Below are 12,500 nucleotides of genomic sequence, written 5' to 3'. Positions count from 1 at the left end.
CGCCAATGCGGCATTCGGGGTGGTATTGAACCCTTGCCCTTGCGGCCCCCCTCGCATAAGACGCACGGAACCTGAAGTCCAAGGCGCGGAGAGACCACCCCCATGCCCTTACTCGTTATGAAATTCGGTGGCACATCGGTTGCCAATCTCGACCGCATCCGCCGCGCGGCCAAACGCATCGGCGTCGAGGTGGCCAAGGGCTATGACGTGATCGTCATCGTTTCGGCCATGTCCGGCAAGACCAACGAACTGGTCGGGTGGGTTGACGAGACCTCGCCGCTGTACGACGCGCGCGAATATGATGCGGTGGTGTCTTCGGGTGAGAACGTGACCGCCGGTCTGATGGCCCTGACTTTGCAGGAAATGGATATCCCGGCCCGCAGTTGGCAGGGCTGGCAGGTGCCGCTGAAGACCACCAGCGCCCACAGTCAGGCCCGGATCGAGGAAATCCCGACCGAGAACCTGAACCAGAAGTTCGGCGAAGGCATGAAGGTTGCCGTTGTTGCAGGCTTCCAGGGCATCAGCCCCGAAGGCCGCATAACCACGCTGGGCCGGGGTGGCTCGGATACGACGGCCGTGGCTTTTGCCGCCGCCTTTGGTGCCGAGCGGTGCGACATCTATACCGACGTGGATGGCGTCTATACCACTGATCCGCGCATCTGTGAAAAAGCACGCAAACTGGACCGCATTTCGTTCGAGGAAATGCTCGAACTTGCCTCGCTGGGGGCCAAGGTGCTGCAGACCCGCTCGGTCGAGCTGGCGATGCGCTATAAGGTGAAACTGCGCGTTCTCTCAAGTTTCGAAGAACAATCCGACGAGGCCGGTACGCTGGTCGTTGACGAGGAGGATATCATGGAATCCAATGTTGTGGCCGGTGTGGCCTATTCCCGTGACGAGGCCAAGATGACCGTCGTATCAGTGGCGGACCGCCCCGGTATCGCCTCGACCATCTTTACCGCACTCAGCGATGAGGGCGTGAATGTGGACATGATCGTGCAGAACATCTCGGACGAGGGGCGCACGGACATGACCTTTTCCTGCCCCACCGATCAGGTGGCGCGCGCGGAAAAAGCCCTGCTGGCGATCAAGGACGCGGGCGAGCTGAACTATGCCGAACTGGTTGCGGATGAAGATGTCTGCAAGGTCTCGGTGGTAGGTATCGGGATGCGCTCTCAGTCCGGTGTTGCGGCCAAAATGTTCAAGATCCTCTCGGATGAGGGTATCAACATCAAGGTCATTACAACCTCTGAGATTAAAATTTCCGTCCTTGTCGACAGGAAATACATGGAACTTGCGGTTCAGGCACTGCATGATGCCTTTGAATTGGACAAGGCGGCCTGAGCGTTTCAGCCAAGGGTCTTGCCTGACGCACTAATTTGGGTGGGCCATGGCGGACGGTACAGAAACAGAATCTCGCAAGCTGCTGGGGCGGCTGCGCGAAGAGATGGCGAGCGAGGCCGCCGGCCAGGAACGTCTTGACCGGATCACCAGCCTGATTGCGGACAGCATCCGGGCCGAGGTCTGCTCGGTCTACTTGTTCCGCGATGAAGATACGCTGGAGCTGTGCGCCACCGAAGGCCTGTCGCCCGAGGCCGTCCACAAGACGCGGATGCGCATGGGTGAGGGGCTGGTGGGTCGCGTTGCCCAGTCCGGCACGGTGATGAACACGGCGGATGCACCGTCGGCCAAGGGTTTCCGCTATATGCCCGAAACCGGCGAGGAACGGTTTTCGTCCTTCCTTGGCGTACCCATACAGCGCCTGGGCGAAAAGCTGGGCGTGCTGGTGGTTCAGTCTCGCGAAGCGCGCGAGCTTTCGGCAGATGAGGTGTATGCGCTGGAAGTGGTCGCCATGGTTCTGGCTGAAATGGCCGAGCTGGGCGCTTTTGTCGGTGAGGGCGCGGCGCTTTCGCCCTTGCACCAGCAATCGGTGCAGTTAAGCGGTGGTCCGGCACAGGAAGGCTCGGCCGAAGGGCATGTCTGGCTGCATGAACCGCGTGTGGTGGTCACCAACCCCATCGCCGAAGACCCTCACCGTGAACTTGAACGCCTGACCGAAGCCGTGGAAGAGCTGCGCGTCGGCGTCGACAAGATGCTGGAAATCTCGCAGGGGGCCGACAAGGAACAGCTTCAGGTTCTGGAAGCCTATAGGATGTTCGCCAATTCCAAGGGCTGGATGCGGCGGATGGAAGAGGACATTGACCGCGGCCTCAGTGCCGAAGCCGCCGTCGAGAAAGAGCAATCGCAGGCGCGCGCGCGTATGGGGCAGGTGACCGATCCCTATCTGCGCGAGCGGTTGGCCGATCTGGACGACCTCAGCAACCGATTGCTGCGTATCCTGACCGGGCAGGGCAAAACCGATGGGGCCGACCTGCCGCCTGACCCGATCCTGATTGCCCGCAATATCGGCCCGGGTGATTTGTTGGAATATGGCCGCTCGCTGAGAGGCATCGTGCTCGAGGAAGGCTCGGTCGGCAGTCACGCCACCATTGTCGCCCGTGCGCTGGCGATTCCGCTGGTTGTTCACGTGGGCCGCATCACCACCGAGGCGTTGAACGGCGACCATATCTTGGTCGATGGTGATCATGGCGTCGTGCATTTGCGCCCCGAGGATACCGTGGTCAGCGCCTTCCGCGACAAGATCGCGATGCAGGCCAAGGCGCAGGAACGTTATGCCTCGATCCGCGAAACTCCGACCGTGACGCGGGATGGGGAGCGGATCAATCTGGTGATGAATGCGGGCCTGATGGCGGACCTGCCGTCGCTGAACAACTCGGGCGCCGAGGGCGTGGGCCTGTTCCGAACCGAATTGCAGTTCCTGATCCGCAACCAGATGCCGAAACGGTCGGAGTTGGTGGCGCAATATCAACGGGTTCTGGATGCTGCTGGCGATAAGCGCGTGGTGTTCCGGACACTGGATATCGGGTCGGACAAGGTTCTGCCCTATATGAAACACGTGGCCGAGCCGAACCCGGCGCTGGGCTGGCGCGCGATTCGCGTTGGGCTGGACAAGCGCGGCGTGATGCGGATGCAGTTGCAGGCCCTGTTGCGCGCCGCCAATGGACGGCCGCTGACCATCATGTTCCCTTTCGTGGCGCAGGCCGACGAATTCCGCGAGGCCAAATGGGAGGTCAACAAGACCATCGAGCGGGAAAAACGTCTTGGCCACGTCCTGCCCGAAACGATTGAGGTCGGAGCGATGCTGGAAACGCCATCGCTTGCCTTTGCGCCACAAAAGTTCTTTGACGAGGTGGATTTCGTCTCGATCGGCGGCAACGACCTAAAGCAGTTCTTCTTTGCTGCCGACCGCGAGAATGAACTGGTGCGCCGCCGCTATGACACGCTGAATGTCAGCTTCCTCAGCTTCATCGAGCGGATCGTTGAGCGCTGCAACATCTCGGACACGCCGCTGTCCTTCTGCGGTGAGGATGCGGGCCGCCCGGTTGAGGCGCTGTGCCTGGCCGCGATGGGCATTCGGTCGCTGTCGATGCGCCCGGCTTCGATCGGTCCGGTCAAAAGCCTTCTGTTGCGGGCCGATCTGCAATCGCTGCGCAAGATCATCGCCGATGCACGCCACCGCGGAGAGCAATCGGTGCGCCCCGCCGTCATGGAATGGCTGCGCAATCAAAACTGATTTTCCAAATCCGGGCTTGCTTTCTGCATCTGCATTGCCTATTCACACCGTGAATGTTAGCGATAACATTGCCCATGCCGCAGGCACCGTGAACAGGGGTGCTATGGTGGCTCAGGTGAAAACTGAAGGAGCCTCTCGATGGTTTCACGCGTAATTCCGGTCAACCCGTTCGATCTGGTGTTGTTCGGCGCCACTGGCGATCTGGCACAGCGCAAGATTCTACCGGGCCTCTATCATCGGTTCGAAGTGGGCCAGATGCCCGAGGACGCCCGGATCATCGGCACGGCGCGGTCGGATATGGACAGCGACGCGTTTCGCGAACAGATCCGCGCCTCGATGAAGGAATTCGCGCCCAAGTTCAAAAAGGACGTGCTGGATCAGTTCCTCAGCCGGGTCGAATATGTCCAGGTCGACGCAATGGGAGAGGCGGGCTGGCCCGATCTAGCCAAGGCCCTGCGCCCGGATGTGGTGCGCGCCTTCTATTTGTCGGTCGGTCCCAGCCTGTTTTCGGGCATTGCGCAGCGTCTGCATGATCACGGGCTGGCCACGCCGGACAGCCGCATCGTGGTGGAAAAGCCCTTCGGTCATGATCTGGGCACGGCCAAGGCGCTGAACGAAGGTCTGCGCGCCTGTTTCGAAGAGCATCAGATTTACCGGATCGATCACTATCTGGGCAAAGAGACGGTGCAGAACCTGATGGCTCTGCGCTTTGCCAACTCGCTGTTCGAACCCCTGTGGAATTCGACCCATATCGATCATGTGCAGATCACCGTCGCCGAAACCGTCAGCGTCGAGGGGCGCGGAGGGTATTACGACCAGTCAGGCGCCATGCGGGACATGATCCAGAACCATCTGGTGCAACTTCTGTGTCTGACGGCGATGGAGCCGCCTTCGAAATTCGCCCCCAACGCTGTGCGGGACGAGAAGGTCAAGGTGATCGAAGCGTTGGAACCCGTTGAACCCAAAGACATCGCACGCGGCCAATATCGCGCTGAGCACGGCGAAGGCGGTTATGTCGATCATGTCGGCAATCCTTCCAGCCGAACCGAAAGCTTCATTGCCCTCAAGGTTCATCTGGGCAACTGGCGCTGGGCCGGGGTGCCGTTCTATCTGCGCACCGGCAAACGCCTGCGGGCACGGGAATCCGAGATTGCCGTGTTTTTCCGCGACCCGCCGCATACGATCTTTCCGAATGTAGGCCCGCTGCACGGAAACGTGCTGGTGATCCGCCTGCAGCCGGATGAAGGTATCACCCTGCGCACCACGATCAAAGATCCTGGCCCGGGCGGTTTCCGCCTGTCCGATGTGGCGTTGGACATGAGCTTTGCCGACGCGTTGGGTGCCGAGGCCAGCGTGCCGGATGCCTATGAACGGTTGGTGATGGATGTGATCCGCGGCGATCAGACCCTGTTCATGCGCGGGGATGAGGCCGAGGCCGCCTGGGCCTGGGTTGATCCCATCATTCAGGGCTGGGAAGATCGGGGTGATCGCCCGGCGCGGTACGATCAGGGCAGTTCAGGCCCCGAAGAAGCATTGATGCTGATGCATCGCGATGGGCGCCGCTGGCGTCAGATCGGAGGTTAAATTGGTTCACTCTGTTATCACCGACGTCACCCAGCGGATCATCGACCGCAGCGCCGACCTGCGCGGGCCACATGTTAAGCGGATGGAGCAGGCCCGGTCCAAGGGACCTGCGCGCGCGCATCTGTCCTGCAGCGGTCAGGCCCACGCTTATGCCGGGGCGGGTCAGGACCAGCAGTCGATGGCAACCGGTACTGCCGGAAATCTGGGTATTGTCACCTCGTATAACGACATGCTTTCGGCCCACCAGCCGTTCGAACGCTATCCTACTTTGATCCGCGATGCGATCCGCGCGGCGGGTGGCACCGCACAGGTCGCAGGCGGCGTGCCTGCCATGTGCGACGGCGTCACACAGGGTGAGGCGGGGATGGAGCTTTCGCTGTTCTCTCGCGACGTGATCGCTTTGGCGACCGGAGTGGCGCTGAGCCACAACACCTATGATGCGGCGGTGTTTCTTGGTGTTTGCGACAAGATCGTTCCCGGCCTCATCATCGGCGCGCAGGCGTTCGGTCATCTGCCTGCGGTCTTCCTGCCTGCAGGCCCGATGACCAGCGGCTTGCCGAACGACGAAAAAGCCAAGGTCCGCCAGCAATTTGCCGCCGGAGAGGTGGGCCGCGACGAACTGATGAAGGCTGAGATGGCCGCCTATCACGGCCCCGGCACGTGTACCTTCTACGGCACTGCCAACACCAACCAAATGCTGATGGAGTTCATGGGGCTACACCTGCCGGGCTCCAGCTTTATCAACCCCAACACACCCCTGCGCGATGCGCTGACGCAAGAAGGCGCCTTCCGCGCCCTGTCTCTTAGCGCGTTGGGCAACGATTATACGCCGGTCTATCAGGTGCTGGACGAACGCGCCTTTGTGAATGGGATCGTCGGCCTGATGGCGACCGGTGGCTCGACCAACCTGCTGATCCACCTGATCGCGATGGCGCGCGCGGGCGGGATCGTGCTGGATTGGGAGGATTTTTCGGACATTTCTGCCGTGGTGCCTCTGATCGCGCGGGTCTATCCAAACGGGCTGGCCGACGTGAATCATTTCCACGCGGCTGGCGGTTTGGGTTACTGCATCGGCACCCTGCTTGAAGACGGATTGCTGCACCCTGACACGCTGACCGTCGCGGGGCAGGGCCTGCACAACTACACCAAGGAACCCAAGCTGAAGGGCGGCGAACTGACTTGGGAAGAGGGCGCAGGCCACAGCCTTAACGACAAGATCGTCCGCCCCGCCAAGGACCCGTTCCAGCCCACTGGTGGCCTGTCGCGCCTGACCGGCAATCTGGGAACCGCCGTCATGAAGGTCTCGGCCGTGGCCCCAGAACATCAGGTGGTCGAGGCTCCCGTGCGCGTGTTCCACGATCAGGACGAGGTCAAAGCCGCCTTCAAGGCCGGAGAGTTCACCGACGACGTCATCGTCGTCGTCCGTTTTCAAGGCCCCAAGGCCAACGGCATGCCCGAGTTGCACTCGCTGACGCCGATGCTGTCGATCCTGCAGGGCCGGGGGCAGAAGGTGGCGCTGGTCACCGATGGCCGCATGTCTGGTGCTTCGGGCAAGGTACCCGCTGCAATCCATGTCTGCCCCGAGGCTTTGGAGGGTGGACCGATCGCTTATCTGCAGGACGGTGATCTGCTACGTGTCGATGCAGTGAAGGGTGATCTGGAAATCCTCACCCCGGGCGTGCTGGATCGCGCCCCTGTCATCGCCGATCTGTCTGCCAATCAACACGGTGTCGGGCGCGACCTGTTCGCCGCCTTCCGCAACACCGTCGGTTCCGCCGACGCTGGCGCCAGCATTTTCGGAGCATAATCCTCATGCCGAAAACCCAACGTACCCGCGAAATCTGCGCGCTGGCCCCCATCGTCCCGGTTCTGGTTGTCGACGACGCGGCCCGTGCCCGCCCTCTGGCCGAAGCTCTGGTCGCCGGGGGGCTCCCTGCGCTGGAAGTCACCCTGCGCACCCCCGCCGCGCTGGATGCGATCCGGGCCATGGCCGATGTGCCCGGCGGCGTAGTTGGCGCAGGAACACTGGTCACCCCCGAAGACGTGCGCGCCGCCAAAGAAGCAGGCGCCCAGTTCGGTGTCTCACCCGGCGCAACCGACGCTCTGATCGCCGCCTGTGAGGCAGAAGGCCTGCCGTTGCTGCCGGGTGCGGCCACGGCAAGCGAGGCGATGCGCTTGCTCGAACAGGGCTATGACATGCTGAAATTCTTCCCGGCGGAAGCGTCGGGCGGTGCGCCCGCCCTGAAGGCCATCGGCGCCCCTCTGCCGCAGATCACATTCTGTCCGACCGGTGGCGTGTCGGCTGCGAATGCGCGGGATTACCTGTCGTTGTCAAACGTCGTTTGCGCTGGTGGCAGTTGGGTCGCGCCCAAGCAGATGGTTCTGGATGGCGACTGGGCAGGGATCGAAGCACTTGCGCGTGAGGCCGCCAACCTGACGGATTGACGCCGCTTTTTGCTGCGCTAGGTTGGGCGACAATTCACACAGGTTGACCCCATGGCAAACCCAATTTCTCTCGCGCAGGGGCGTGAGTATCTGGCCATTCCCGGCCCGTCGGTCATGCCCGATGTGGTGTTGCAGGCCATGCACCGCCCGTCGCCGAATATCTACGACGGCGCGCTTATCGAGATGATGCCCGCCCTGACCCGCGACCTGCGCCGCGTGGCCCGGACCGAGCACCACGTCGCCATCTACATCTCCAACGGCCACGGTACGTGGGAGGCCGCGCTGTCCAACGTGATCGCGCCGGGGGAAACCGTGCTGGCCCCGGCCTCGGGCCGGTTCACATATGGCTGGGCCGAGATGGCCGAAGCGATCGGCGCCAAGGTTGATCTGATTGATTTCGGCACGTCTTCACCATGGGATATGGACCGCATCGCGGACGCTCTGCGCGCGGATACGGGGCATCGGATCAAGGCGGTTCTGGCTGTGCATGTGGACACTTCAAGTTCGATCCGCAACGATATTCCGGCGCTCAGGGCGCTGCTGGACGACCTGAACCACCCGGCGCTGTTGATGGCGGACTGCATCGCCTCGCTGGGGTGCGACCGGTTCGAGATGGATGCTTGGGGCGTTGATGTCATGGTCACAGCTTGCCAAAAGGGGCTGATGACGCCGGCGGGTGTTGGGTTCGTGTTCTTCAACGACAAAGCGCAGGCCAAACGCGCCGAGATGCCGCGTGTGTCTCAGTACTGGGACTGGCAGCCGCGGGTGAAACCGGACCTGTTCTACCAATATTTCAACGGCACCGCGCCCACGCATCATCTGTACGGCCTGCGTGCGGCGCTGGACATGATCCACGCAGAAGGCATCGAGCATGTCTGGGCGCGCCACGAACACCTTGCCACGGCGATCTGGACAGCCTGCGAAACCTGGGCCGAAGGGGGTGCACTGCATTTGAACGTCGCCGACCGTGCTAATCGCAGCCACGCCGTCACCACTCTGTGCCTGACGGATGAGCGTGGCACGCCATTACGCCAGTTTACCGAGACACAGATGGGCCTGACGCTGGGAATTGGCCTTGGGATGGAGGATTGGAACGGCTTTTTCCGTCTCGGCCATATGGGCCATGTGAATGGTCAGATGGTGATGGCGATGTTGGGGGGGATCGAGACGGCAATGGCCGCCCAGAACATCGCACGCGGCAAAGGCGCGCTTGAGGCCGCAGCGGCCGTTCTATCCCAATAAACGAGGCCTATTCAGCCCGGGCTGCCGCCAAAGCTTGTGGCAGCGCGGCCGCAAAAGCATCCAGATCCGCCGCCGCGCCACAGCTGACCCGGATGCACCGGTTCTGAGGGGCGGCGAAAGGCATTCGCACAAAAACGCCCTGTGCCACCAGTGCCTCCAGAACGGCCTTGGCAAAGGCCCCGTCCTGCCCGCAATCAATGGCGACAAAGTTTGTGGCCGAAGGCAGGGGGGTTAGCCCGTTATCCTGTGCGATTTGCCCGATCCGGTTGCGGGCGGCTGCGATCTGCGCCTGCACATGGGTCAGCCAGTCAGTGTCCTGCAGCGCCGCCAGCGCACCTGCCTGAGCGGCCCGGTTCATGCCAAAATGGTTGCGCACTTTGTTGAAGGCCGCGATCAGCCCCGGTGCACCTATCGCATAGCCAACCCGCGCCCCGGCCATTCCGTAGACCTTGGAAAACGTACGCATCCGGATCACGCGCGGATCATCTGGCGCGACCGGGGCCGCAGTTCCCTCGGGTGCGCATTCCACATAGGCTTCGTCCAGCACCAGCAGGCAGCCTTCGGGCAGGGCCTCCGTCGCGGCGACGATATCTGCGCCACTGTGCCAACTGCCCATCGGATTGTCGGGGTTAGCCAGATAGACCAGCTTTGCATTCACCTCCGCCGCTTTGGTGAATAGTGCTGCGGGGTCCTCGTGGTCGCCCCGGTATGGCACTTTGTGCAACACGCCTCCAAATCCTGCCACGTGGTAGTTGAAGGTGGGATAAGCCCCGTCCGAAGTAACAACCGCATCGCCCGGACCGACCAGCAACCGTACGAGGTACCCCAGCAACCCGTCGATGCCTTCGCCCACCACGATGTTCTCAGGCGTCACCCTGTGGTGATCCGCCAGCGCGTGGCGCAGATCATGGTTCTCGGGGTCGCCATACATCCAGATTTCGGTCGCTGACATCGCCTCGACCGCACGGGGCGAGGGGCCGAATACGCTCTCGTTTGCGCCCAGCCGGGCCACAAAGGGTGCGCCGCGCTGACGTTCTTGTGTCTCGGGCCCGACAAAGGGCACGGTTTCGGGCAAGGACAGGGCAAGCGGGGTGTAGCGTGGGTCAGTCATGATGCGAGATAACCCCATGGCCCCCTGCCAGGCAACCACCTGCTACGGCCCCGCCAGACGTGCCCCGACGTTGCGGTGGAACTTGGCGACCCTTCCGGGCATGGTTGGGGTAACAGAGATTGGGAGGCCCGCATGTCACGCGTATCCGTCGAGTACAAAGATCACATCGCCCATGTCACCTTGACGCGCGGTGACAAGATGAACGCACTGGATGACGCAATGGTCAAGGCGCTGCTGTCCGCCGGGCACGAGGTTGCGGCCTCGGACGCCCGTGCCGTGGTGCTGTCCGGCGAGGGCAAAAGCTTCTGCGCCGGGCTCGACATGGCCAGCTTTGCCAAGATGGCCCATATGGACCCGACCGAGTGGTTGATGACCCGCAGCCACGAAGACGCCAATGAGATGCAGGAACTGGCGCTGGTCTGGCGGCGCGTGCCGGTGCCGGTGATTTGCGCCATTCAGGGGGTGGCCTATGGTGGCGGGCTTCAGATCGCGCTGGGTGCCGATATCCGCATCGCCCACCCCGAGGCGAAGCTGGCCGTGATGGAGATGAAATGGGGCATCATTCCGGATATGGGCGGGATGGTTCTGCTGCCTCAACTTGTACGCTCGGACGTGTTGCGTTTGCTGACCTACACCGCGCGTCCGATCGGGGCGCAGCGGGCGGTGGACTGGGGGCTGGTCACGAAACTCTCGGATAACCCGCTGACCGAAGCACAAGCGCTGGCCGAAGACATCGCGGGTCAAAGCCCGTCGGCAATCCGCGCCGCCAAGCGCCTGATCGAAGTGGCCGAGACCAAGCCCCGCGCCGAAGTTCTGCTGGAGGAATCCGCGGAACAGGTCGAACTGATCGGCAAACCCGATCAGATGGAGGTGGTGATAGCGCAAATGCAGGGCCGCAAACCCGAATTCAAGTGATCAGCGCATAAAGGCACGCCGCGCGTCGTGTGCCATGTTGTACCGCATTTCTAGGTCCGCAATCCGGGCCATGGCCGCTTTGCGGTCATTCGGGTTGGTGAGCGCTGCATAGTCCTTTCGGGCTGCATCCAGCTTTTTTCGGATCTCGAATTCTTCGGGAAGCACGCCGGCCTGCGCCATAATCCGGTGCCCGACTGCGATGGCCGGGTCGCTTTGGGCCTCACCCGATCGGTCGGGCAGAGGGTGGCCTTCGCCTTCCAGCCCCTGCAACTGGCCCTCGGCCTGCGCTTTTTTGATCTGGCGTTCGATCAGTTTTCCAAGCGATCCAAACATGGCGAGACGATACTCCAGAGTTGCGACAGGTGAAAGCGGCTAGCGCGTTCGGTTCGTCACCAAATAGGCAATGCCACCGGCCAGCAGCCCCCAGACGGCAGCACCCAAACCAAAGACGGATATCCCCGAGGCTGTGATGGCAAAGGTCAGAATGGCGGCTTCCCGTTCAGCGGGGACCTCAAGTGCTGCATGGGTGGCGTTTGCCAATACGCCGATCAGTGCAATCCCGGTCAGAGTGCCCATCAACAGAGGATCGGCGTGGACGGCAAAGCCTGTGATCGCCACCGCGAAGATGCCGAACAGGCAATAGAACACGCCCGCCATTACGGCGGACCAGTAGCGCCGGGTTGGATCGTTGTGGCTGTCCTCGTTGGAACACATCGCGGCGGTGATCGCGGCGAGGCAGGTGGCGGGGGCCCCGAACGGGGCCGACAGGATGCTGGCCGCTCCCACCGAAGAAAACAGCCTGCCCGATGCGGGCGCATACCCAAAGCTGCGCATCACGGCGATGCCGGGGATGTTCTGTGTGGCCATAGTTACGATGAAAAGCGGGAGTCCGATGCCGAGGGCCGAAGCCAGCGAGAAGGTCGGCATGATCCAGACCGGTGCGGCCACCAGATGAGATGGCGCAACCGATGCATCGCCCGCATTCAGGATCACGACAATCGCTGCGGCGAGCACTGCAGCCGGGACCGCAAACAACCGATTGATCCGCCCGGCGACAAACCATGTCAGGATCACTGGCAAGGCTTGCCAGGGCAGGTCAACGGCGGCCTTGAAGGGGACGATGCACAGGGGCAGCAGAACGCCTCCCAGCATCGCCTGTGCCAGTGTCGTCGGGATTGCCGAGGCCAGCCGCCCCAATGGGCGCCAAAGCCCGGCCAACCCGGTTAGCGCGCCTGCACAAAGAAACGCCCCCACGGCTTCGGAGAAGCCCGCCGCAGGCATTGCGGACACGGCCAGCAGCGCCACGCCCGGCGTCGACCACGCGACGCTGATGGGTTGCCGGTACCACAGGCTGAGACCGATGGCCGTCAGGCCCATGGCGATGGCTGCCATCATCAGGCCCGAGGCGGATTCAGCCGGAGATGCCCTCATGGCGGCCAGCCCCTGCAAAACGATGGGGAACGAGCTGAAGAACCCGACGATGGCCACAACCAGCCCGGTCGAGACGGTCTGGATCGGGGGAAGCGGGGATGCAGGCTTGGTCATGTGTCTGTGCTAACAATCACCCGTGCG

The 12,500-nt window shown here is 62.5% G+C and carries 10 protein-coding genes; 7 read left to right on the top strand and 3 right to left on the bottom strand.

Going from position 1 to position 12,500, the window contains the following annotated elements; all coding sequences use genetic code 11:
- Positions 1-102 precede the first annotated feature (102 nt).
- The 6 genes from ACR0NT_RS11850 (at position 103) to ACR0NT_RS11825 (ending at position 8,902) form a co-directional block, all read left to right on the top strand.
- Positions 103-1,341, top strand: coding sequence for an aspartate kinase (locus tag ACR0NT_RS11850; protein ID WP_170445267.1), 1,239 nt, complete (start codon positions 103-105; stop codon positions 1,339-1,341).
- A gap of 46 nt (positions 1,342-1,387) precedes the next feature.
- Entirely contained in the window at positions 1,388-3,631 is a 2,244-nt protein-coding gene (gene ptsP, locus ACR0NT_RS11845; protein ID WP_170672244.1) for a phosphoenolpyruvate--protein phosphotransferase, read from the top strand.
- A gap of 138 nt (positions 3,632-3,769) precedes the next feature.
- Positions 3,770-5,215 (top strand): glucose-6-phosphate dehydrogenase, encoded by a 1,446-nt coding sequence (gene zwf, locus ACR0NT_RS11840; RefSeq protein ID WP_170672242.1) that lies wholly within the window; start codon positions 3,770-3,772, stop codon positions 5,213-5,215.
- A gap of 1 nt (position 5,216) precedes the next feature.
- The gene (gene edd / locus ACR0NT_RS11835; protein WP_480443116.1) at positions 5,217-7,022 is read left to right on the top strand and encodes a phosphogluconate dehydratase; all 1,806 of its coding nucleotides are present in this window, start codon (positions 5,217-5,219) and stop codon (positions 7,020-7,022) included.
- Between the two features lie 5 nt (positions 7,023-7,027).
- Entirely contained in the window at positions 7,028-7,660 is a 633-nt protein-coding gene (eda, locus tag ACR0NT_RS11830) for a bifunctional 4-hydroxy-2-oxoglutarate aldolase/2-dehydro-3-deoxy-phosphogluconate aldolase (RefSeq protein WP_170672238.1), read from the top strand.
- 51 nt (positions 7,661-7,711) lie between these two features.
- Complete coding sequence (locus ACR0NT_RS11825) at positions 7,712-8,902, top strand: aminotransferase class V-fold PLP-dependent enzyme (RefSeq protein WP_170672236.1); 1,191 nt, start codon at positions 7,712-7,714, stop codon at positions 8,900-8,902.
- A 7-nt stretch (positions 8,903-8,909) separates the two neighbouring features.
- Here ACR0NT_RS11825 and ACR0NT_RS11820 read toward each other — a convergent pair whose 3' ends face one another.
- A complete protein-coding gene (locus ACR0NT_RS11820) occupies positions 8,910-10,013 on the bottom strand; it encodes a pyridoxal phosphate-dependent aminotransferase (RefSeq protein ID WP_170672235.1) in 1,104 nt (367 codons plus the stop codon).
- Between the two features lie 132 nt (positions 10,014-10,145).
- Here ACR0NT_RS11820 and ACR0NT_RS11815 point away from each other — a divergent pair, with 132 nt between their 5' ends.
- Positions 10,146-10,928, top strand: a complete 783-nt coding sequence (locus ACR0NT_RS11815) for a crotonase/enoyl-CoA hydratase family protein (protein ID WP_170672233.1) — start codon at positions 10,146-10,148, stop codon at positions 10,926-10,928.
- On the opposite strand, the gene ACR0NT_RS11810 is transcribed toward ACR0NT_RS11815, so the two are convergent.
- Positions 10,929-11,261, bottom strand: coding sequence for a DnaJ family domain-containing protein (locus ACR0NT_RS11810; RefSeq protein ID WP_170672231.1), 333 nt, complete (start codon positions 11,259-11,261; stop codon positions 10,929-10,931).
- A 39-nt stretch (positions 11,262-11,300) separates the two neighbouring features.
- Positions 11,301-12,473, bottom strand: a complete 1,173-nt coding sequence (locus ACR0NT_RS11805) for a benzoate/H(+) symporter BenE family transporter (protein WP_480443113.1) — start codon at positions 12,471-12,473, stop codon at positions 11,301-11,303.
- Positions 12,474-12,500: the final 27 nt, after the last annotated feature.

This window comes from Ruegeria sp. AB10, from assembly GCF_056542745.1.
The sequence above is the reverse complement of the archived record's forward strand: the minus strand, read 5'-3'. Positions and strand labels throughout refer to the sequence as shown.

Coding starts and splice junctions, on each gene's coding strand:
- ACR0NT_RS11850 (WP_170445267.1), top strand. CDS start 103: ATGCCCTTACTCGTTATGAAATTCGGTGGCACATCGGTTGCCAATCTC.
- ACR0NT_RS11815 (WP_170672233.1), top strand. CDS start 10,146: ATGTCACGCGTATCCGTCGAGTACAAAGATCACATCGCCCATGTCACC.
- zwf (WP_170672242.1), top strand. CDS start 3,770: ATGGTTTCACGCGTAATTCCGGTCAACCCGTTCGATCTGGTGTTGTTC.
- eda (WP_170672238.1), top strand. CDS start 7,028: ATGCCGAAAACCCAACGTACCCGCGAAATCTGCGCGCTGGCCCCCATC.
- ptsP (WP_170672244.1), top strand. CDS start 1,388: ATGGCGGACGGTACAGAAACAGAATCTCGCAAGCTGCTGGGGCGGCTG.
- ACR0NT_RS11825 (WP_170672236.1), top strand. CDS start 7,712: ATGGCAAACCCAATTTCTCTCGCGCAGGGGCGTGAGTATCTGGCCATT.
- ACR0NT_RS11810 (WP_170672231.1), bottom strand. CDS start 11,261: ATGTTTGGATCGCTTGGAAAACTGATCGAACGCCAGATCAAAAAAGCG.
- ACR0NT_RS11820 (WP_170672235.1), bottom strand. CDS start 10,013: ATGACTGACCCACGCTACACCCCGCTTGCCCTGTCCTTGCCCGAAACC.
- ACR0NT_RS11805 (WP_480443113.1), bottom strand. CDS start 12,473: ATGACCAAGCCTGCATCCCCGCTTCCCCCGATCCAGACCGTCTCGACC.